This is a genomic window from bacterium (assembly GCA_018814885.1).
Taxonomy (GTDB): Bacteria; Krumholzibacteriota; Krumholzibacteriia; order LZORAL124-64-63; family LZORAL124-64-63; genus JAHIYU01.
The window spans coordinates 1-23,246 of sequence record JAHIYU010000200.1 but is presented as its reverse complement, the minus strand read 5'-3'; the positions used below and the strand labels follow the sequence as shown (position 1 = coordinate 23,246).

Sequence of the window (23,246 nt, the reverse complement as noted above, 5' to 3'; positions counted from 1 at the left end):
GGCAAGCGTTCGCCCCTGATTGAAAACGAATCCCGATTTCTAGCGGTAGAGACTCTTGACGTTGCTCCAGTTCAGGACCTCGTTGCCGACGGGCGCCTCGCAGCCTCCGTAGAGGCGGCCGAGGAAGGCGTCCAGCACGAAGTACACCAAGCAGGGCTCGTCGACGACGAGCTCCATGTTGGCGGCGTTGACACCCGTGCCGTCGGCGCCGATCGCGTCCCAGAGGCCATCGAGCGTGACCTTCCAGTAATAGGTGGCGGGGGTGCTGATGCTGCCCAGGAGGGTGTAATTGGCGTCTCCGGCCACCGCGTCGCCGTTGAGCCCATCATCGTGCAGGATCAGGCTGCCACCGACGTTGTCCCAGTTGGCGGGATCGCCGAGTTCCATCTGCAGGTCGCCGACCAGCCTGGCGGCAAAGCTGTGGTCCGTGTGGGGCCAGTAGCCGTCGGCCAGCCAGCCGTCGCCCACGGTGTTGATGTTGAAGGTGAACAGCACATCCTCGTTGTCCGAGGTGGTGTAGAACCAGCTGTTGCCGGAGTGGGGCCAGGAGTCTCCCCAGCCGAACAGGGCGGCCTTCCACTCGTAGCGACCCGCGAACGCGATGTTCATCAGCAGCGAGTGGATGCCGTCGCCGGCCACCGCGTCGCCGTTGGTGCCGTCGTCGAACATCTGGGCAACCGTGGCATCCCAGCCGTTCATGTCGCCGGCCACGTAGAAGGGCTGGGCGAAGGCCGCGCCGGCGGCCAGGACAAAGGACAGAGCCACGACAGTTAGCAGTTTCTTCATGAGAGGCAGCCTCCCCTTGGCAGGTTGTTGGAACGGGAACCAGACACAGTCTACAGTCCCCACCACGTCCGAAGTATTCGGCACCGATGATTACCGGACAGATTATAGCATATATATCCAGCCGAATCTGTCAAATATTCCGACCCGAGGATAACATATTCTCAAAATAATGATGGCAACAAGATCTTCATCGCACGCCCCCTCCTCGCCTCAGCCCTTGACCCCGCCCAGCGTCAGGCCGGAGATGAGATACCGGCTGAGCAGCAGGAACAGCACCACCACCGGGATACAGACAAGGACCGAGCCGGCGGCGTAGTTGGCCCACTCGGTCTGGTAGGTGGCAGCCAGGGACTCCAGTCCCAGCGGCAGGGTGTGCAGCTCGGCGCTGGGCAACAGCACGCGCGCCACGATGAACTCGCTCCAGCCTGTCATGAAGGAGAACAGCGCGGTGATCACCAGGGCCGGCGCGCTCAGGGGCAGCGTCACGCGCAGGAAGGCCTGGAAACGGCTCGCGCCGTCGATCACGGCGGCCTCCTCCAGGTCAACCGGGATGGTGTCGTAGTAGCCCTTCATGGTCCAGATGCAGAAGGGCAGGGCCGTGGCCACGTAGGCGATCACCACGCCGAAGAGCGTGTCCACCAGCATGAGCTTGCGCATGAGCATGTAGAGGGGCAGCAGCAGCATCGTCGCCGGGAACATCTGGGTCACCAGAATACCTTGCAGCGCCGCCCCGTGTCCCCGGAACCGGGCGCGCGAGAAGGCGTAGCCGGCCAGGCTCGCCAGCGACACGCCGATCAGGGCCGTCGACAGCGACACCAGCAGGCTGTTGCGCATCCACAGGGTGAAAGGCTTGTCTTGGACGATGATGCGATAGGCCTCGAAGGTCGCGTTGTCGGGGATGGGATTCAGATCGGTGGTGTAGAGCTGGTCGCCCGGCCGCAGACTGATGCCGATGATCTGGACGATGGGGAAGATCGCGAAGATCACGAAGATCCACACCAGCAGATGCACCCAGACGTGGGTCCAGGCCTTGCGCACGCCTCTCATGCCGGCGCCTCCTCTCGCGAGACCCGGTCGTACGCGCGCACGATGGAGAACAGGATCAGGAATATCAACACCGAGAAGGCGGCCGCATAACCGTAGCGGTAGTAGGTGAAGGCCGCCTTGTAGACGAAGGTGACCAGGATGTGGGACTTGTCGGCGGGCTGGCCCTGGTCGGTCACCAGCCAGATGACGTTGAGGTTGTTGAAGGTCCAGATGGTGCCCAGCACCAGGGCCGGCATGAGCACCGGTTTGAGCATGGGCAGGGTGATGGAGCGGAACTGCCGCCAGGCGCCGGCGCCGTCGATGCGCGCCGCTTCGTAGAGCTCCCGGGGGATGCTCTGCAGGCCGCCCAGGGCCACAACCATGATGAAGGGAAAGCCGAGCCAGATGTTGGTGATGATCGCGGCGGAGAAGGCCGCGCCCTCGCCGCTGAACCACCCGATCGGCGCGATGCCGAGCTTGCCCAGCAGCAGGTTGACCGCCCCGTACTCCAGGTTGAACATGCCCCGCCAGGTCAGGGCCGAGATGTACTGGGGCATGGCCCAGGGCAGGATCAGCAGCGCCCGGTAGATGGGGCGCCCGGGCAGACGGCGGTTGAGCAGCAGGGCGGCGCCGAGACCGAGCGTGAAGTGGAAGACCAGATTGACGCCGGTCCAGAGGAAGGTCTTGACCAGGATCGTCCAGAAGCGCTCTTCCAGGAACAGCCGCCCGTAGTTCTGCAGCCCGGTGAAGGACGGGTCGCGGAAGTGGTACATGTTCCAGTTGGTGAACGACATCCCGATGTTGTAGAGGAAGGGGTACGCCACCACCAGCAGCAGCACCGTCACCGCCGGCGCCAGGAACATCAAGGCCATCCTGTTGGCGCGCGATTCGTTCATCCCTACTCCCGCATCTCCGCGATGGCGGCCACCGCCTGCTCCTGCATGCGGCGCGGCGCGTCGTCCGGCGAGAGCTCGCCGTTGAGCACGCTCTGGTACGAGGGCCGCATGACGTCCCAGATGGCGCGCATCTCCGGCACGATGGGCATCAGCCGCCCCTTGTCGATCTGCGCCCGCGAGGCGGCCATCAGCTCGTCCGCCACCAGCTCGGGCCTCTGTCTGACGGCCAGATCGGCCGGCAGGACGCCCATCTCCCGCGCCAGATCGGCCTGCGCCTCCGGCCCCGTGAGCCAGCGCAACAGGTCCAGGGTGCAGGCGCGGGCGTCCGGATCCAGGTACCGATTCACCGAATAGCACTTGGCCGCGGTCATGGGCGACGGCCACAGACCCGTGGACGAGACCCGCGGCAGCGGCGCCAGCCGGATGTCGCGCCCCGCCTCGCGGTAGCCCTGCCAGGACCAGGGACCGTTGATGACATAGGCGGCGCGGCCTTCCTTGAACAGGGTGTCGGCCAGGGGATAGTCGCATTCGCGGGGCACCACGCCCGCCTGCTTGAGCGCGAGCAGGAACTCGAGGGCGGCGGTCATGGCCTGCGAGTCGAGGGTCGGCTCGCCGGCGTCGTCCATGACCCAGCCGCCGAAACCGCCCAGCCACGGCACCAGCCAGAAGGGCTCGGCCATGTTGAAGACCAGGCCGTAGCGGTCGGGCTTGCCGTCGCCGTCGGTATCGACGGTCAGGTCGCGCAGCTGGGCCAGCCAGGCGTCCGTATTGTCGGGTATCCGGTCCACCCACTCCAGGTTCGCCACCAGGGTGAGGTGATTGCCCACCTGGTCCGGCAGGCCCCAGACGTGTCCGCCCAGGGTCGGCAGACCGGACGGGTCGAAACGGGACAGCTCCTCCGCCGTGAAGATCTCGTCGATGGGCGCGATCAGACCCATGATCGAGAACGGCCCGGTCTGATCGGAGGGACCGTAGACCAGATTGGGGCCGCCGAAGGCCATGGCCGCGGTCTGGTACTGGGTGCGCACGTCCTCGGGCTTGTAGTGGACGTGGGTCATGGTGAAGTCCGCGTACATGGGATGCGCGGCCCGGAATTCCTCGATGTGCCGCTCCAGGAGCCCCTGCTCCACCGGATCCATCTGCTCCCAGATCACCACCTGGTCGCTGCGATCGACACGGCCGCAGGCCGTGGTAAGAACCACGGGAGTCGCGATCAAGGCCACCGCGAACAGTGTTTCGATGCCGGCGCGTTTTATCATCATCGCGAGAGGCTACCTGCCGCGGCTGTTTCCTGCAATCGCATTTTCTCGCTTTCCTGTCCACGCGGACGGGCCTATAATGCCCCTTCTCGATGAGGCGTCCCTTCAGATCACGAACCGGGGAATCTCCATGTGCATCATACAGTCGCGTCGAGTCCAGGCGTTCCTGCTTGCGACCCTCTTGTCGGCACTCCTGCCGTGGGGATCGGCCGCCCTGGCGGAGCCCTTCCACACCGTCACGATCGACGGGCTGATCCCGGCCGACGGCACCGACTGGGCGCCCGCCGACCGGATCGTGAACGATTTCGATGACGACGGCCCGCAGCTCAACGGCAACGTCCGGCACCTGTGGCTCACCTGGGATGCCCAGAACCTCTACCTGGGCCTGAATTACCAGGCCCTCGACCGCACCCTGGTCGTCTACCTGGACACCGGGCGCGGGGTCGGCCCGAACGATGCGACTGTCTTCTCGGAGTTCCCCCGCCGGCTGCTGCTTCCACAGGGACGGCACGCGGACCTGATGCTGGCGCAGTACCACAGCGGCTTCACCAACCTGGGCACCCTGCAGGCGTGGCGGGCCAACGACGCCACGGGCGCCTTGACCGAGATCACGGCCCAGACGACCAACGCCCAGACCTTCGGCGTGGACGGCACCTTCCCCGGCGCGGGCGTCTTCTGGTTCCGCAACGAGATCGCGATCCCCTGGAGCCAGGTCTATCCCGACGGCCCGCCCGCACGGGCGGTCCTGAGGGCGGTGGCCGCGGTCACCGCGGCGGCCGACAGCTCCGGCGCGGACGACGCGATGCCCGGCTCGGGGCGCCTCGAGACCATCACGACGCCGATCCAGCTGACGCAGATGCGGGCCTCGATCGTCGATCAGGACGGCGACGGCGTCCCCGACCCGCTGGATGCGGGCATCTCGGGAACCGTCACCTTGCCCGAGGATCCCGGCACCCTCGCGGTGACCGTCACCGCCACGTTGACCGACTGGTCGGGCGCCGAGCTGGGCGGCCCGGTGATCACGGCCGTGACCGACGCCGGCGTCCGCGACTACAGGGCCGGCCGCCTGGCCGCCGGCACGTACCTGGTGCGCGCATCGGCGCCCGGCTACTTCCCCGCCGAGACGACGATCGAGGTGTCGGCGGGTCAGGAACTCGCGGACATCGATTTCACGCTCCAGAAGGCCACGACCATCACCGGCACGCTCGCCCTGGAGCTCGGGCAATACCGTGGCGGCTACCGGTTCCGCGACCCCACCGGCGCCGTGTTCGAGGAGAAGGCCCTGCTGCCGCGGCATTTCCCCTACCACTTCACCTTCTACGTGATCGAGGGCGGCACCTACACGCTGGAGGCCTGGGCCGCCAACCACCTGACGACGTCCTTCGCTCTGGAAGTGACCGCCGGCGAGGATCTGCTCGACCAGGAGCTGATCTTGCCGCGGGCTCCCCTGCTGTCGGGACTCGTGACCTTCAACACCGGTCCCGGCATCGACGGCGTCGTCACGCTGGGCAACGCCGCGGGCGACACCATCTTCACCACGGCCGACTTCACGGCCAGCAGCGGCAGTTTCTCGTTCTACGCGCCCCGGCTCGGCGACCTGCTCCTGACAGCCTCCGCGCAGACGTACCTCGACACCGAACTCGCGATCACCGCCGAGGCGGGCGTCGACCAGACCGAGCTTGCGCTGCCCCTGGCGCGGCAGCCGGAGATCGACGGCGTCATCGCGTTCGTCGACGGTCCGGGCAGCGCCGGCTTCGTCTACGTGACGGGACCGGGCGAAGACACGCCAGCCGACACCCTCGCGTTCGACGCCACCGGCGGCGTCTTCGGGCCTTTCGGCGATTACGTGCCCTTCTACATGCCCGAGGGAGTCTACGACGTCGCCGTCGATGCCCCCGGTTACGGTCTGTGGACCGAAACGGTGACGCTCGTCGGCGGCGACACGGTGACCGATCTGGGCGAAATCGCGCTGGCGGCGATCCGGGCCGACCGGCTGCGGCTGCTCGACGCCGACGGCCTGCCGACCGAAAGCGTCTCGGCCACGGTCTCGATCCCCGTCGACGACTTCTACTCCTACGTCACGCTGACCATCGAGGCCGTGGGCGACGACGACCGGCGCGACCTCTTCGACCTGGACGAGAAGCTCACCGGCCTGCCCCTGACCGCCCGCAAGATGGACGACGTGGCGCCGCCGCGCGGCTTCGCGCGCTTCCTGGCCAGCGAGGACATCGACGACCTCATCGCGGCCGTGGACATCCTCGCGGGCGTGACGACCTTCTACATGGCCAACGATGCCGTCGAGGTCCTGCGGGTCTTCGTCGGCCCCGACGTGCCGGACCCACTCAAGCAGGGACCCGAGCCCCCCACGGCCCGCGTGATGGTCGGCTTCAACGATCCGCGCCCGGCCACGGTGGTACTGTCGGCGGCGCGCGACACCCTCGCGGCCGACGGCGAGGACGCGCTGACGATCCGGGCGGAACTCTACGACTCCGCGGGCAACCCGAGCGAGCTGCCCGAGATTCCCGTGATCTTCACCACCACCCCCGCGTCCAGCGGACGCGGCGCCTTCACGGTGCCGACCGTCGAGTCCAACCCCGACGGCGTCGCGGAGGCGGAACTGACCGCCACCGGAACCGGCGAACTGCTGATCGACTGTGCCGTGATCGTGGACAACCAGACGCTCGAGGTCCGTCTGGCGACCGTCGACGGCGAACCGGGTCCGCTGCCGATCACCGTGGTGCCCGGTCCCACGGCGGCCTGGCGGTTGAGCCTTTCCACCCAGCTTTCTGGTCTGCACACACCCGTGACCGTGACCGGGCAGCTCGTGGACCGATTCGGCAATCCCACCCCGCTGGCGGGTGAGAGCCTGCCCCTGGCGGCCGAGCCGCCGGCCCTGGGCACCTTCACGAACGCCGCGCCGGTATCCGACGCGGCCGGCCGGATCAGGACGGTATTCCAGCCCGCCGGCATCGCCGGCCTGGTGACCATCGGCAGCTCGACCGCGACCTACCCGGTCGACGGCGCGGACCTGCAGCTGCGCGACGTGATGGTCGTCGCCGATCCGCCCTACGACCAGGAGCCAGAGAGCAACAACACCTTCCCGCCCACCGACCTGACCGCCCTGGTGCTGGACAACGATCCCGACGCCCTGCTGCTGGAGATCCCCTACGCCACCAACTTCGGCGGCATGATCCTGAGCGTGGCCATCGAGACCGGCTTCGACGCCTTCGGCGGTCCCTGCGACCCGTTCACCATGCCCGTCACCTACGGGCACACCGACAAACCCGACTACGTCCTGACCTCGAAGATCTTCTGGGACGGCGACTACACGGACCTGCGCCGCTGGGGACCGGGAACGAACGAATGGGAATGGTGGAATCCCGTCGGCGCGGAATACATCCCCACCAGCGGCACCTGGACGGGCGACGTCATGCTGCAGGACGTCTACGTCTTCAAGGACGCCGTCAAGATCACGGCGCGCATTCCCTGGGCGCCCTTCGGCGGCCGCCCGGATTCCCTGCGCGTCGAGGTGTACCTGACCCAGGAGGACGGCGGCCAGCGGCGTTCGGCCTTCGACTCGGTGCCGTCCGACAACACGCTGGACCTGGACTTCGACTACCTGAATCCCGGCGAGAGCGACTGGAACGCTGCGCTCGGCCCGGTGACCCTGTCCGTCTGGAGCCCGACGTACACGGTTCGCACCGATTTCCCGACGCCGCCGACGGTCACCAACGCGACGGCGACCCCGGCGGAGCTGGAGGCGGGATCCCCGCTGACCCTCACCGCGCGCGTGACCGACGCGGGCGACGGTGTCGGTGACGTCCTGGCGGACCTGTCGGCCATCGCCGGCGCCCCGCTGGCCCGCATGCACGACGACGGCGAGTCGGGTCACGGCGACACGGCCGCCGGCGACGGCATCTACAGCCTGCGGACCACGGTGCCCCTGGGCAGTCCCGGCGGCGCCCGGGAGCTGATCGTGTCGGCCTTCGAAGCCACCAACCTGCTGGCCGGCCGCGACACGGTCACCGTGCGGATCTCCGCGCAGGTGGACGTCATCGTGCACGCCGAGGATCCCGCGGGCGACGATCACGGCCCCAACCAACCGGGTCAGGAACGCAAGTTCTACACCTATCCCACCAACAGCGTCTTCGTGCCCGGGGCCTTCGACCTGCTCGCGCTGAACGTCTACCAGACCACCGCCGTCGTCTCCGGGCAGGTGGTGGAGATGATCGCCTTCGAGGTGGGCCTGGGCGATTTCCCCGATCCGGCCGAACCGCACACAGCCGACTGGAATCCCCTCTACGGCGACCTGAACATCACCAAGATCGACATCATGATCGACAGCGCGCCGGGCGGCGCGATCCGCGGTCTGCCCAACCGCCGCATCGACGTCCAGCCCTGGAACGCCTGGGACTTCGCCGTCGTCATGGACGGCTGGTACAAGGCCCTGGTGCCCTCGCTGGGCCAGAACACCATCGAGTCCTGGCGCGCGAACGCCCTGCGTAACGACGCCGAGATCCAGCTGCTCGGCGACTTCGCCCGCGACACGGTCACCGCCCTGGTGGCCCGCAGCGCCCTGGGCAACCCCACTCCCGACGACATCCGCGGCTGGAACATGGCGGTGCTGGTCTCCAGCCACGACTTCGGCGGCGAGGAGGTGCTGGGCGGCATCCGCTGGGTGAACGAATCCCGCAGCGAGTGGAACTTCGGCGGCGGCCACTACACCGACCGCGACCCCAACATCATGGACCTGCTGCTCGTGCCGGGCGTGGGCCGGGTGCCCGGCCTGCCCCAGGAGGTCGTCCTGGACTACGAGACGCCGGAAGCCATCGCCAGGCTGGAGGACGGCGAGACCCCCTGCGTCCTGAGCATCACGGCCTTCGAGGATACCGGTCCCCCGGTCATCCACATCACGCGCGACTTCGGCGAGGTGATGCTGCGCAAGCCGCTGGTCGAGGCGCCGCTGGCCTTCACCCTGATGATCACCGACGACAACCGGGTGCAGGACGCCACGTTCCGCTACCGCTCGACCACTCACCCCGGCGACACCTGGAACGTGGAGACGGCGATGGGCTACGTGGGCGGCGATCTGTGGAGCGTGGACATCCCGGCCGACTGGCTGGAGGCGCTGGTCTACTCCCCCATCGACAGCACGCGTTATTTCGAGTTCGAGGTCGAGGCCCGGGACGCGACGCCGGTGGAGGACGGCGGTCCGAAGGTAACCGTCTCGCCGATCATCACCGTGCAGGTCCAGCCGGCCCAGGAGACGCTGTACCTCCAGGCCTCGCTGTCCGGCGGCGGCATCACGCTGCGTCACGTGGAGGGTTCGTCCCTGGCCATCGACGACGTCCTGCGCCGGCGCCTCGTGGAGCTCTACCACGAAGCCACGGGCAGCGACCTCACCCCCGACTCGCTGGCCACGCTGCTCAAGGTGGGCTGGGAGATCGGACAGGTCGCTGCGGGCCCGCGCGGCGCACCTGCCGTGCCCCAGGCCAGGCCGCTGGGCGTCTTCCGGCGTGTCACGCTGGACATCGGCGACTCGCTGCAGTTCCTGCCGCTGGACGACAGGTTGCCCGGCCTCGTCGGCCTGAGCCTGCACTATCTGGATGAAGACCTCTCCGCCGGCAGCGACGAGGAGAAGATCGGACTCTACGAGTATCTGGGGGCGTCGGACCGCTGGATCCTGGTGGGCGGCCACGTGAACACGCAGGCCAACGCGGTCACCGCGCGGGTCGATCACGCCGGCAGCTACGGCCTGTTCTGGTCCGCCGACCTGGGGTACGACGAGGGCGAGGTGATCTCGGGCATTTCCGTCTCCCCCAACCCCTTCTCGCCCAACGGCGACGGCCTCTACGACCGCACCTCGATCGGCTTCTACCTCTCGCAGGAGGCGACGGTCACGGTCGAGGTCTACAACATCGAGGGACGGTTGAAGCGACGACTCCAGGAGACCTTCCCCTATTCCGGCGTGGACAACGATCAGCGCGTGCCGCGCCGCGTCGAGGGCCTGGTCTGGGACGGCACCGGCGAGAACGGCCATTTCGTGCCCTACGGCATCTACATCCTGCGCCTGATAGTCACCTACAACCAGGCGGGCGGACAGCGCACCATACGCATCAACCATCCGGTGGCGGTGATACGATGAGAAGACGCGCCCTGCTCTCTTATGTCGCGGCGGTCACGGTGCTGGTCACGGCGACCGTCTCGCTGGCGGACTTCCGGCATCCCCGCATGGGCGCCCGGCCCCGCGCGCTGGGTTCTGCCTTCGTCTCGCTGAGCGACGACGCCAACGCCATGCACTGGAACCCGGCCGGTCTGACCCGGGACGACCGGCTGGCGGCCATGATCACACGCGCCTGGATGTACTCGGTCCCAGAGCTGCGCAACGACTACCTGACGCTGGACTTTCCCGCCTGGCGGGGCGTGCATCTGGGCACCTCCTTCGTGCGGCAGGGAATCGACGACCTCTACTACGAGGATACCTACGACCTCGCCCTCGCCTTCGGCGTACCCTTCGTCGAGGGACTCTCGCTTGGCGCGACCGGCAAGGTCTACCGTCTCGCCGCGCCGGGTTACGAGCAGTACAACGATCCGGCCTACAACGGCGGCGACACGGGCTACGCCTGCGATCTGGGCTTCCTCTACGACAGCGGCCGGGCCTGGACCGTCGGCGGCGCGGTCTACAACCTGAATGAACCGTACCTGCAGCTGCTGGACACGACGACCGCTCCCGATCCGGTCTACGACCAGTTCGCCCTGGGCGGCAGCTACCTCTTCCGCGACACCCTGCTGATCGCCTGCGACCTGCGCAGCCGCGAGGGCGGCTGGGGCAACTCGGCCCTGCACGGCGGCGCGGAGATCTGGTTCTTCGACGCCCTGGCCCTGCGCTCGGGGCTCAACGCAGGGAACGTGACCATGGGCATCGGCCTGCAGGACGTGCACTGGCAGGCGGACATCGCCCTGGAGACCCACAAGGAACTGGGCAACGTGTACATGCTCTCTTTCACGGTGAGGGATTGACGTGAGCAAGCGATATGCAACAGCGCCCCGCAGCGGCCACCTGGCGCCCATCCTGGCCGCGTTGCTCGCGGCGGCCGTCCTGGCGCCGCCCGGGCCGGCGCCGGCGGCCACGAAGATGGAGGGCTACTATTCCGTCTGGACCTCGGCCGAGAAGACCGATCGCAACTGGCGCATGTCCATGCCGTCCCACTACGCCGAGCTGAAGTTCCTCAACACGCACAGCGACGGCATCGAGAGCTTCGTCAGGATGCGGGTCAACGCCGACTCCGACGACGACCGGACCATCTTCGCCGAGTACTACACGCCGCCCTGGATCGCGGCCGAGGGTCACGTGAAGTTCCGCTCGGAACACACCGAGACCATCCTGTTCAGCCGTCAGAACCATTTCTGGATCAACGACGAGCCGCTCTTCGGGCTGGTCAACGACTGGAAGCTGAAGAACGACAACTGGGGGCCCCAGTCCCAGGGTGCGCGCTTCGAGTTCTGGGACGCGCCCTTCCTGGGACTCGACCACTGGGGCGGCACGGTCATCTACAGCGACGACGGCGGCACCTTCGACTGGGGGGACGGCCAGACCGCCGACGGCGTGGATTCCTGGATCGCGCGGCTGCGCAACCGGGCCTGGGACGACCGCCTCGTGGGCGGCGTGATGTTCCTGCGCAAGGACTGGACGGACACCTCGGCCCCCGAGAACCGCGAACGGTACAGCTGGATGAACAACATGGTCTGGTCGGCCGACCTCGCCTTCTTCCCCCACGACCTCGTGGACACGGGGCTCCAGCTGGGACCCATCAACCTGGAACAGTCGCGCTGGACGGTCGAAGGCGCCTGGAGCACGACGCCCTACCGCGAGAACGTCTACGGCGAGTCGACGGACAACGCCTATCTCTTCGGCGCCGAGGTACGCGACATCAACATCGACAAGCTGATCCTGCACGCCTGGCACTTCGACTTCGGCGAGGATTTCCGCGACTACCTCAGCGGCCGCTTCGACGACAGCCGCGAGTTCAACCGCGTGCAGAACCACGTCGAGGGCATCTACTTCGTGCCGCGCAAGGCCATCACCGCCAAGGTCAGCTACGACCACTTCCGCAAGCGCATCGCCGACGAGGTCGGCGGCGACCTGCGCCCGTCCACTAGCTGGTACGGAGAGCTCTACATCGAGTTCATCAAGGGATTCAAGGGCAAGGTCGCCTACAGCCGCTGGCACGGCTACGACTCGTCCAGCGAGGTCAACGATTTCTTCACCTACCCCGGCTGGTTCGGCGAACTGTCGGTGGAGAACTTCCTGGCCAAGATCCGGCTGCAGGGCCGCGTCCGCGACGCCGGCACCTTCCGCCAGGTCACGGCCTTCGGTTTCGACATGAACGTAAACATCACGGACCGGCTCAAGGGCTACCTGCGCATGTTGAACGTCAACGAGGAGATTGAGGCCCGCCACACCATGTTCGCCCAGCTCAAGTACGATCTGGGCTTCGGCGCCGAATTCTACTTCGAGTACGGCGACGCGGGACAGTCCGACAACATCGTGTACACGGACTGGTTCGTTCAGGACAGCAACAACGACAACCTGCGCGACAGGCTCGCCCTGTCGTTCCGCAGCTGGTTCTAGCCCGAACGGGAGCAGACGATGCGCAAGTCCACAAGCAAGCTGATCGCCTTCACGCTACTGGCCCTGACCCTCGCGGCGCCTGCGGCTCGAGCCGCCGTGGAGAACGTGCCGGTGGGCACCCGCTTCACCTACACCGCACCCGGCGCGGGTACGGTCACACTGGCCGGCTCCTTCAACGGGTGGGACGCCCAGCGCAACCCGTTGAGCGACGACGGATCGGGCACGTGGTCGATCGTCATGGCGTTCAAGCCCGGCAAGTACGAGTACAAGTTCGTCGTCGACGGCGCCTGGTTCGCCGATCCGGAGAATCCGAACACCGTGCCGGACTCCTTCGGCGGCGCCAACTCGCTGATCGAGATCGGCGACGACGGCAAGCTCAAGGCGATCGCGCAGGCCCCGGCGCAGGCGGGCGGTCCGAACACGACCTTCAACGCCCGCGTGACCATGGACGGGCGCTACCTCGGCCGCTACATCGCCCGCAAGAACTACGCCGGCGATCCACGCTACCGCATGGTCCGTCCGGAGCAGAACGTCGACCTGAACTTCCACACCGAGGTCAGCGAGGTGGTCGATACCTACACGCGCCTGCGCATGGACAACACCACCAACATCATCCTCAACAACATCCACGCCCAGCTCGACGAGGGAGCGCTGGACGTGCATCCCGGCTCCTTCCGGGTCATCGGCTACTGGGACATGGAGACCCTCGGGCTCGGCGATCCCGTGGCCAGCGGCGGCGACGTCGACCTGCCCGGCACCATCATGGACGACCACCTGGACGCCGGCAAGGGCACCGCCGGCGTGCGGATCACCGGCCATCCCTTCGGCCTGGACTTCGAGGGCTTCTTCGCCGACGTGCACGACGCCGACTACTACAACAACATCGAGATCTTCGACAACTCGGGCCGCGACGTCTTCGGCGCCCGCCTGTCCCGCGACTTCCTGGGCCTCACCCTGGGCCTGCCCATCTACATGGAGCGCGAGCTGCTCTGGGTCGACATGAGCGAGCGCGTGAGCACGCCCGACGACACGGGGATCCCCGCCCTGGACCGCTACCTGGCCGAACAGAACGATACGAGCACCTGGTACGAGTGGGACAACCTCGATCTGCGCGCTGGCCTCGACCTGACACTCCCCCTCTACGACGGGCGCGGGCGCCTGCAGCTGGAGTGGTTGTACAACGACATCTCCCAGGGCTTCGTCACCGGCAACGAGTCGGGCTTCAACAATTCCAACGGTCCGGTCGACGTGGAACTGACCACGCGCGGCCGCCAGCTGGTACACGGGTCGTGGGACCTGGAGCTGCGCCCGGGACGCACCATCAACCTCGAACACACCGCCATGAGCGAGAGCGGCGCCCAGGCCGGCGAGACCTACGGCATGGTGGTGTTCCGCCACCAGGACGAGGCGGACAAGCGGGTATACCTGAACTTCGGTGCGGCGATGGCCTCCCGCCAGACGCACTACACGGAGTTCACGGCGACCGAGACCGCCGACGACCGCAGCCACACGGTCTGGATCCAGCGCTGGCAGCTCGACGCCGACTACGGCGCCGTAGGCCAGGTGTCGCCCTTCGCGGGCACGGACCAGGCCACCGCTACCATCTGGATCCTGTCCGGACGCAACGCCATCGGCACGCCCCAGGGCCGCTACGGCTGGTTCGAACTGGAGAACGCCGTCGTCCACTACGCGGACGACATCACAGGTCTCGACGGTCACACCTTCGAGACGATCCTGCGCTGGGACCGCAAGCTGTCGCGCCGGGTGCACGGCGTCGCCGACCTGCGCTACATCGATTTCCAGATGAGCGACACCTCCGGGCCCCTGGAAGACGGTTTCTTCGCGCCCTGGATCGGCCTGAAGTACCTGCCCAGCCCACGGCTCGACGTCACCTTCGCCTACGGCGTCGACCCACTCGACTTCGGCATCGACTACGAGGGACGCCAGATCGGCCGCTGGCGCTACCGGCAGCAGTTCAGGTACGAGAATCCGGGAGCTTCGGTGTTCGACGCCGAGAAGGCCCTGGACGAGATGCGCGCCGTCAGCGTGAGGGCCAACTTCCGGTTCTAGGAGTGAGCGAGATGCGCGAACAGAAACGAAAACTGACGAGATGCGCGGCCGCCGCCGTGTTGCTGGCTCTGCTCACCGGCTGCGGGTACATGAACATCATCCGCAACCGCGTGCCGCCGCCCAAGCGGCAGGACGACGGCATGGTCCTCTTCCGGTACGAGGCCCCCCAGGCCAAGCACGTCAACCTCTGCGGCAACTGGGACGAGAACGACTGGTGCGGCACCCGCGGCACCGGCCGCTTCGACCACGAGATCAGCGCCATGCACGACGAGGACGGCGACGGCATCTGGGAGATCGAGATCCACCTGGAGCCCGGGCGCTACGAGTACAAGTACGCCGTGGACTGGGGCATGCGCTGGGAACAGGATCCCAACAACCCCATCGGCACCGACGACGGCTTCGGCGGACAGAACTCCATTCTCGTCCTGCGCTGACCATCCGACCCTCCTCTGCGCGACCCCGGCGACCCCGCCGGGGTCTTCATCTTCCGGCCGGGACATGGTATAATGCCCGGGCATCATAGACCGTGCATCTCTCGCCGTCCCCGCCATCCGGACCCGGGCTCCCCACCGCCCTCTTCGCAAGAGGAGATATCCCATGCGCTATGCACCGATCATCATGGCGTTCGTCGTCGCGGCGGCGCACCCGGCGGCGTCGCAGGTCTTCGACCGGGGGTTCGCCGCCTGCTCCACTTCCGACAGCGGCCACATCTTCCGCTACGACTACCACAACGACCTCTGGGAGGTGACCGCCGACGTCGATCTGCTGCCCGAAGGGGACTACCCCTACGACGCCACCATGCGTCCCTGCCCCTGGACCGAGTTCTGGGTGACCGGCGCCGCCGGCGACGGCGTGATCGTGGTGGACGGCGACGGCATCGTCACCCACCGCATCGCCACGGGCGAGTACCCCGTATCCGTCGCCTTCAACGAGAGCCTGCGCCTCGCCCTGGTCAGCTGCCGCGACAGCGACCGACTGGACGTCATCGACACCGAGGCCTACCAGGTCACGGGTCACCTCGACATCCCCGGCACGGCCCTCGGACCCGGCAGTATCGTCTACTCCATCCGCGGTCACCGCTTCTTCCTGGCCGCCTGGTACGGCGACGAGATCTTCGCGATCGCCGGGGACGGCTCAGCCATCCTGGACCAGGCACCGCTCGGCAACGACCTGTGGCAGGTGGCCCTGGTTCCGTCGAGCCTGGGTCCCCTCTACGTGACCGACCGCGGCGACGACGTCCTGCGCGTGGTGGATACCGAGACCCTGGCCGAGATCAGATCCGTCCCCGTGGGCGACGATCCCTGGGGGCTGGACGCCGACCTGGACTACGTCATGGTCGCCTGCGAGGACGACGCCACCGTTCACGCCGTCCACATCTGGGACTGGTCGACGACCGTCATCCCGCTGCCGGCGGACACCGATCCTCGCGACGTGGATCTCGTCGTGCCGTTGCCGGTGGGCGGCAAGGACAGGCAGCTGATGAGCGAATCCGCCTATGTGGCCGGGGGCCTGACGAGCGGGGGCAGCCCGGTCTACGTGATCGACCTCTTCACGGAATCCATAAGCGACACCATATATCTACCTGGTACGAATACGAATACGGTTGCCGTCATGCCACGCCTGATCGTGTCCGGCGTGGACGACGGCATCCCCCCGCTGACGCGGCCGTCGTTGGCGGCGGCGCCCAATCCCTTCAACCCACGGACGACCGTCAGCTTCGAGCTGGGCGCCGCCGGACCGGTGGACCTGGCCGTCTACGATCCGGACGGGCGCTGGGTGCGGACCCTGGTCGCGGGCATCCAGCCCCCCGGTATCCGCACGGCGGTCTGGGACGGGCGCGATCACGCGGGCAGCCGCGTCGCCAGCGGGACGTACGTGATACGGCTGCGGACCGGCGGATCCGACGTCGGCTGCAAGGTGACGCTGCTGGAATGACGTTCGCGTCCGGACGCTGCAGGGGGCGCCCGGATGGGCGCCCCCTTTCCGTCTGCATCCACGGCCTATTTCACCAGCGTCACGCGCTCTTCGCGCCTCTCCCCGCCCGACGTCAGACGGCAGAGGTAGGAGCCGGCGGGAACGGCGTGACCGGCATCGTCGCGCCCGTCCCACGTGACGGCATGTTCGTCGGCGGACAGTTCGGCGCGCAGGAGCGTCCGGACGCGACGCCCGCGCAGGTCGAAGACAGCCAGCTCCGTGCCGCCCGCCGCGGGCAGCCCGAAGGTCAGCGTGACAGAAGGGTTGAAGGGATTGGGCCAGGCGGCCAGGGTCAGACGCGGCGGCGTCGCTCCATCGTCGACGGCGGTGTCCTGCGCCGGCACCAGCGAAGGCACGCCGAGGGAGTCCAGGATGATGTCCAGGCCGTTCTGGGCGATGAGATTCACCTCGAACATGGGCGCGCCCATGGCGTCCCCCAAGGTCAGCTCGTAGCGTCCCGGAGCGGTGACGTGCAGGACGTCGATCAGGCCGGTGGAGGGACAATCGACATGGATGTCGCCGGCCTGGTCGACGGCCAGCACGTCCACCACGAGGCCCATCTCTCCCCAGTAGATGTTCGGGACGGGGATGTCGCGCAGAAGCTGCAGGTGCGACGTGGCGCCTAACTCGGCGAGACGGCCGGGGACGTCGGCCAGCGAGAAGCCCGGCATGATCGGGCCCGTGGACACGAAGGCCGGCAGCAGGACGGGCGAGAACTCGCCGGCCGAGCCGTCGGCACCGCCCAGCGAGAAACCGGCGTAGTCGAAGGGATTGCCCGGATCGATGGTCCCGGTCACGACCTGGGCCACATGGACCCCGACGTCCATGCCGTCGGGCGAGTGGTCGTCGTTGTGCACGAAGACGGTCACCGGATAGTTCTGGTCGTTGCGCCAGGTCCGGGTCTTGCCCTTGTTGAGGTTCCACTGGAGTTCCACGACTATGGTGGGCGGCGTGGTGGTGCGGTCCAGACGCCCGAGCGTCGTGTTGTAGCAGCGCCCAGCGCCGGCCTCGGGAAAATCGAGTTCCAACGCCCCGTTGGGCGGGATCGTGCGCGCGAACCAGGTGCAGTAGCCGGGCAGCGCCTCCTCGCCCGGAGGGCCGGTCACATCCTCCTTGGGGCTTTCGGAGATGACCGAATCCACGCGCGGCCAGACGAACGCCTTCGTGTTGTCCGGCATGGTCTTCCAGTAGCCCAGGCCCGGCCAGAACATCTCGCCGTTGCTGCCGGTGACGATGCCCGACGGCACCTGCTTCAGTTCGGCCGGAGTCGCCGAGCGCTGGTCGTTGTCGTGCTTGATGAAGACCCAGTCGCCGCTCGCGCTCCGGCCGGCGCCGGTCACCACCACGCAATGGGCTCCGTCGAATCTCAGGGTGTCCCTGTACATGTAGCAGTAGCTGACGTTCGCTTCGACGTCCTCGTGGTCCTTCACCTCGTTCTTGAGCCAGGCCGCGGTCGGAAACGTGCTTGCGGCGCCCTTGTCGACGGCCGACGACTCGCCGCTGGTGCTGGACACGGGACTGCGCCGCGGGAAGCGGTTCTGGTACTTGACCTCGATGGGCAGGTTGTAGGCCTCGATGAAGTCCAGCTTGGCCTGCATCATGTCCTCGGGCCAGACGCCCTCGGGCGAGTTGCGGTTCATGAGCTGGCTCAGCTTGTTGTACGTGTCGCGCAGCGTACCTGGGAATTCGATGCTGTCGTCCGAACCCCGCAACCAGTCTAGGCTGTTGGCGCAGGCGGCCGGCACGCAACCGTTCTTGTCGGTGACGGTCGTGGTGCTGTCCAATTCCACGTTGCCCACCAGGCAGCCCAGGATGCCGGCGATGGTGCTGTCCGACAGGTCGGCGAAAGGCGTGTAGGCGCTGTCGGGCAGCGCGACCGAGGGATCGAAGACGTCCGGGTCGAAGGTCACGCCGGCCCGACCGATCGCGGATTCACCGTGCATCATCGGCGCGGACTCGTTCAGGGGGACGCCCGCGGCCCACATCTGGTAATCGTCATCCAGCAAGGGCGTGATCGCGACCGTGAAGCCGTACATGATCGACCCGACCAGCATGCCGCTCTCGACACCCAGAACGTCCAGGGGAAAGCGCAGGGCGTATTCCTCGTACGGCGCGCCGACCGTATCGTCGTGCAGCAGCAGGTTGCGCACGATCCAGTAGGGCTCGATCGTCAAGCCGGGAATGGCGGCGCGGATGTTGAGGTATTCGGTGTCCGGACCCGCATCGAGGGCCAGTTTCAGTTCGCCCATAGTGGAATTCAGCGTGGGTTCGCCGCCGTCCAGAGGGATGAACGACAGCTGCGCGTACTCCATGGTGTGGATCACCGCGGCGGCGGTCGGCGAGGGGATCGTAAAAGCGGTCAGCAGGATGGCGAAGGCCAAGCGCGGGAAACAGTTCAAGCGGCGTAGGGCGCAGTCCAACATCACGATTGTCCCCCCTGGTTTGTCGAAAGATCGAGGTCCGAGTCATCCCATGTGAACCAAGTTGATTGAATTGTATCATAAATAATGATTTCCCTTGTGTGAAAATATCAAGACTTGACGAGAAACGGCCGCTGCGACATATTGTGCATATGCACATTACAAGGAAGAGACGATCCCGTGCCGAGACCTCGCAAAAGACGCTGCTGCAGACGCTACCGGGCCGACCGCATCTACAAGCCCCAGGGCATCCCCATGCGGGATATCGAAGTCACGGTGCTGGAGATCGACGAGTTCGAGGCCCTGCGGCTCTGCGACGCCGAGGGGCTGGATCAGACCGCGGCCGGCGAGCGCATGGGCGTCTCGCGGGGCACAGTTCAGCGCCTGCTCGCTACCGCGCGCGGAAAACTCGTCACGGCCATCCTGGACCGCGACGCGATCGTCATGAATCTCACGCAGAAGGAGGTTGATCATGCGGGCCTGCATCCCCACCAAGCACGGAACCGGCCTCGACGACGAGGTGTGTGAGCACTTCGGGTCGGCGCCGTACTTCACGATCTGCGACACCGAGGGCGGAGAGCCCGAGGTCATCGCCAACGGGAACGCGCATCACGCGCACGGCACGTGCCACCCCCTCTCCCAGCTGGCGGACCACCGTTTCGACGCCATGGTCTGCGGCGGCATGGGACGGCGCGCCCTGGAGATGATGCAGCGCCAGGGTCTCAGGGTTTACCGGGCCGGCGAAAAGACGGTCAGAGGCGCCCTGACGGCGCTCGCGGAAGGGAAACTGGCCGAACTGGACGTCGCCCATGCCTGTGGCGGCCACGGGCACGGGTCGGGCCACGGCGAGGGGTTGGGACGGCGTCACCGGCACGGACGAGCCGAGTAGCCTCGTGCTCCCGGAAACGAGAGAACCGCACGGGCACGCGCGGTTCTCTCTCGTGATGGCCTGCCGCGCCGTCAGTTGGCCAGCAGGGCGCCGCTGAGCGGCGGCAGCGTGATCTCCACGGCGCCTTGACCCAGATCCAGGGTCTGGCCGCTGGTCAGCGAGCCGGACCCGGCGTTGGGGAACCAGTCGGGACCGGCGATCACCTTGAAGACCGTGCCGGCGCCCTCGGGCACCGCGGCCGACAGGGCCTCGCCGTCGAGGGTGAAGGTCGTCGGCTGCGTATCGGCGTTGAACAGGGCCACCGCCGACTTCGTGCCCAGCGTGCGGGCGAAACCGTAGGTTCGCCCCTCGGTCAGCAGCGTGCGGAAGTCGCCGCGGCTGAGCACCTCGTGGTCGCGCCGGAAGCGCGTGATGGTACCGTAGTAGTCGCGCAGGGCGGCCTTTCCGGGATCGTCGGCGTATTTCCAGTCCATGGGGCGCCGGCAGTCGGGATCCTTGCCGCCGGTCATGCCCACCTCGTCGCCGTACCAGATGTGCGGCATGCCCACATACGACATCGAGAACATGGCGGCCAGCATCAATCTGCGCACGTCCTTGGCGGAGGTGAGGAAGCGGATGGTGTCGTGGCTGTCGATCAGGTTCATCATCACCTGCACCGACTGGGGCGGGTAGACGAACCGTCCCGGCGCCAGGCGCTGGTCGAAGGTCGCCGCGTCGATGCGGCCCTGGCCCATGAACTCCATCACCGGGTCGCGGAAGTACTTGTAGTTCATGGTGGCATCGAAGCAGTCCGGGCCGATCCAGCTGCCGGCGTTGCCCCAGATCTCGCCGACCAGCCAGCAGTCGGGTTTCACCTCGTGGCAGACGTCGTTGAACATCTTCCAGAACCAGAAGGGCACCTCGTTGGGTACGTCGAGGCGGAAACCGTCGATGCCCAGCTCGCCCAGCCAGTGTCGCGCCACGCCCAGCACGTGCTCGACGACGGCCGTGTTGGGATCGGCCTGCGACACGTCGCCGATGTTGTTCTCGGCGTTGTTGGGGCGCCTGAGGTCCCAGTTCAGGTTGGGGTGCAGACCGAAGCCCCACCAGCAGTCGTAGTAGTCGCTGGCGTTGAAGTCGCGGCCCGCGGGCAGCGGCCACTTCTTCCACTCATACCAGTTCCAGTACGGGGACTTGTCACCTTTCTCGACGCCGTCGCGGAAGGCGAAGTGCCAGTTGCCGGTGTGGTTGAAGGCCATGTCCACCACGATGCGGATGCCGTGGGCGTGGGCGTCCGCGACGAAGGCCTTGAACGCGTCATCGTCGGCGAAGTGGGGATCGATGGTGTTGTAGTCGGTCGGGTCGTACTTGTGGTTGCTCATCCCCTGGTTGAGGGGATTGAAATAGATGACCGTGATGCCCAGATCGTTCAGGTATGCGAGCTTCTCGCGCACGCCGGCGATGTCGCCGCCGTAGAAGGAGAAGTAGTCCGGCCGGCCGTCGGTGCGGTAGGGGCTGCGGGTCAGCCCGGCCACGTCGTACCAGTCCCCGACCAGGTGGAAGTACTCGCCGTTGCGCTTGCCCGACGCAGGCAGCATCGCGACACCTTCGTACCAGGGCTCCGAGAAGTCCGGGTCGTTGGACGCGTCGCCGTTGCGGAAGCGCTCGGGGAAGATCTGGTAGATGACACCGTCGCGGGCCCAGCCGGGCGTGACGAACGGCGGCAGCACCGTCCGGTCGTAGTGGAAGGGTTTGACCGATTCGCTGTCGCCGACGCCTTCGCGGCCGAGCCAGACGGTCGCCTTGCCGTCGTGATAGGCGACCCTGTAGTCGAGTGCGTCGTCGGGTCCGGAGAGCTTCACGCGCGCACGGTAGTACTGGAAGGCCGGGTCGCTCTCGGCGGGAGCCATCGCGACGCTCTTGTAGGCGCCTCCGCCCACGCTGTAGCGGAGCGAGACGCTCTCCACGTCGTCCAGGTGGGCGCGGGCGGTGATCTCCACCTCGGTCGCGGTGAGGGGGTTGCAGGTGGAATAGTCGAAGATCGGCTCGAGGTCGTCGGAGAAGATGCGCCCGTCGCCCAGCTCGATCTTGACGGGCTCGTAGCTGTCGTCCACCTCGAGCACGGAATTCTGACCGCCGAAGCCGTCGTCGGTGCCGTCGGGGTTGTCCGGATCCTGGTGCCATTGCCCGTCCACGACGAATTTGTACTGGTAGGTGCCGGGCTGCATCAGCAGGGTCGTCTCGAAGACGCCGTCGCCGTCCGCGTCGGCCATGCGCTGCTTGCTGTCGTTCCAGTCGTTGAAGGTGCCCGCCAGAAAGACGTTGGCGGCGGACTTGCCGGCCGCGTAGGCGAACTTGACGGTGCGCACGCCCGTGACGGGAGCCGCGGGCGCCTTGCTGTCGGCCGCGGCGAAGGACGCGCCGCCGCGCTTGACGATCACCACCGAGTTCTGGCCGCCGAAGCCGTCGTCCTCGCCGTGGGGATTGTTCGGGTCGGCCAGCCACTCCCCGTCCACGACGAACTTGTAGGCGTGCTGGCCCGCAGCCAGGGACACGACGACGCTGTAGGTGCCGTCCTCCTCGGGATCCGACATGGGCGTGGCGTCGGTGCTCCAGCCGTTGAAGCTGCCGGCCAGGTTGACGCCGGTCACGCCGGAGATGACCGGCGTGAAAGCGAAGGTCACTTCGACAGCATCGGCGTCGGCGGGCGCGACCGGAGCGGCCGTCGCGACGACCGGTTCCGCGCCGCCTGCCGCGAAGGCGGCCACGCCGGCGGGTATGTCCAGCACGGAATTCTGGCCGCCGAAGCCGTCGTCGGCTCCCGCGGGATTGGTCGGATCCTGGAGCCAGCTGCCGTCGACCACGAACTTGTACTGCGCACGACCGGGCTTCAGGGCCACCGTGCAGGTGTAGACCCCGTCGCCGTCGCCATCGCTCATGAGCTTGCCGGTCGGGTTCCAGCCGTTGAAATCGCCGGCCAGGCAGCACGAGCCCACCTTGCCGCCCGCGTCGTAGGCGAAGGACACCTGCACGTCGCCCGTCGCGGTCGCGGCAGCCGCACCGCCGCCGGCGCCGGCGCCGACGTTCACGACCGAATTCTGCCCGCCGAAACCGTCGTCGGCGCTCGCGGCGGCCGCGGGGTCGGCGAACCAGTTGCCGTCGACCACGAACTTGTACTGGTACTTGCCGGGCGCGAGGTCGAGGCTGATCGTGTAGACGCCGTCGCCGTCGGCATCGCTCATGGCGTCGGCGGTGGGGTTCCAGTCGTTGAATTCACCGGCCAGGTAGCACGAGCCCACCTTGCCGCCCGCGTCG

General features: G+C 67.2%; 14 protein-coding genes. 8 read left to right on the top strand and 6 right to left on the bottom strand.

Features of this window, described 5'->3' with window-relative positions; genetic code table 11:
• Positions 1 to 39: 39 nt before the first annotated feature.
• From KJ554_15420 to KJ554_15405, 4 genes are all read right to left on the bottom strand, one after another.
• A complete protein-coding gene (locus tag KJ554_15420) occupies positions 40 to 786 on the bottom strand; it encodes a hypothetical protein (protein MBU0743720.1) in 747 nt (248 codons plus the stop codon).
• Positions 787 to 996: 210 nt separating this feature from the next.
• Positions 997 to 1,833, bottom strand: coding sequence for a sugar ABC transporter permease (locus KJ554_15415; protein ID MBU0743719.1), 837 nt, complete (start codon positions 1,831 to 1,833; stop codon positions 997 to 999).
• The gene (locus KJ554_15410) at positions 1,830 to 2,708 is read right to left on the bottom strand and encodes a sugar ABC transporter permease (GenBank protein MBU0743718.1); all 879 of its coding nucleotides are present in this window, start codon (positions 2,706 to 2,708) and stop codon (positions 1,830 to 1,832) included. Before KJ554_15410 ends, KJ554_15415 begins: the two co-directional genes overlap by 4 nt.
• Before the next feature lie 2 nt (positions 2,709 to 2,710).
• A complete protein-coding gene (locus KJ554_15405) occupies positions 2,711 to 3,970 on the bottom strand; it encodes an extracellular solute-binding protein (protein MBU0743717.1) in 1,260 nt (419 codons plus the stop codon).
• A 127-nt stretch (positions 3,971 to 4,097) separates the two neighbouring features.
• Here KJ554_15405 and KJ554_15400 point away from each other — a divergent pair, with 127 nt between their 5' ends.
• From KJ554_15400 to KJ554_15375, 6 genes are all read left to right on the top strand, one after another.
• On the top strand, positions 4,098 to 10,112 hold the full coding sequence (locus tag KJ554_15400; protein ID MBU0743716.1) for a hypothetical protein: 6,015 nt from the start codon (positions 4,098 to 4,100) through the stop codon (positions 10,110 to 10,112).
• Positions 10,109 to 10,987: a hypothetical protein gene (locus KJ554_15395; protein MBU0743715.1), complete on the top strand. Its 879-nt coding sequence runs from the start codon at positions 10,109 to 10,111 to the stop codon at positions 10,985 to 10,987. Before KJ554_15400 ends, KJ554_15395 begins: the two co-directional genes overlap by 4 nt.
• Before the next feature lies 1 nt (position 10,988).
• On the top strand, positions 10,989 to 12,599 hold the full coding sequence (locus tag KJ554_15390) for a hypothetical protein (GenBank protein MBU0743714.1): 1,611 nt from the start codon (positions 10,989 to 10,991) through the stop codon (positions 12,597 to 12,599).
• A gap of 18 nt (positions 12,600 to 12,617) precedes the next feature.
• Positions 12,618 to 14,669, top strand: coding sequence for a glycogen-binding domain-containing protein (locus KJ554_15385; GenBank protein ID MBU0743713.1), 2,052 nt, complete (start codon positions 12,618 to 12,620; stop codon positions 14,667 to 14,669).
• Positions 14,670 to 14,680: 11 nt separating this feature from the next.
• A complete protein-coding gene (locus KJ554_15380) occupies positions 14,681 to 15,103 on the top strand; it encodes a glycogen-binding domain-containing protein (protein ID MBU0743712.1) in 423 nt (140 codons plus the stop codon).
• 163 nt (positions 15,104 to 15,266) lie between these two features.
• Positions 15,267 to 16,604: a hypothetical protein gene (locus tag KJ554_15375; GenBank protein MBU0743711.1), complete on the top strand. Its 1,338-nt coding sequence runs from the start codon at positions 15,267 to 15,269 to the stop codon at positions 16,602 to 16,604.
• A 65-nt stretch (positions 16,605 to 16,669) separates the two neighbouring features.
• Here the strand turns inward: KJ554_15375 and KJ554_15370 are convergent, their stop codons facing one another.
• The gene (locus KJ554_15370) at positions 16,670 to 19,066 is read right to left on the bottom strand and encodes a hypothetical protein (GenBank protein MBU0743710.1); all 2,397 of its coding nucleotides are present in this window, start codon (positions 19,064 to 19,066) and stop codon (positions 16,670 to 16,672) included.
• A 177-nt stretch (positions 19,067 to 19,243) separates the two neighbouring features.
• Between KJ554_15370 and KJ554_15365 the strand changes: the two genes are divergently transcribed.
• A complete protein-coding gene (locus KJ554_15365; GenBank protein MBU0743709.1) occupies positions 19,244 to 19,591 on the top strand; it encodes a DUF134 domain-containing protein in 348 nt (115 codons plus the stop codon).
• Entirely contained in the window at positions 19,536 to 19,952 is a 417-nt protein-coding gene (locus KJ554_15360) for a NifB/NifX family molybdenum-iron cluster-binding protein (GenBank protein ID MBU0743708.1), read from the top strand. The genes KJ554_15365 and KJ554_15360 overlap by 56 nt, the downstream gene beginning before the upstream one ends.
• A gap of 71 nt (positions 19,953 to 20,023) precedes the next feature.
• Here KJ554_15360 and KJ554_15355 read toward each other — a convergent pair.
• Positions 20,024 to 23,246: hypothetical protein (locus KJ554_15355; protein MBU0743707.1), on the bottom strand; the 3,223-nt coding region annotated here is incomplete at its 5' end.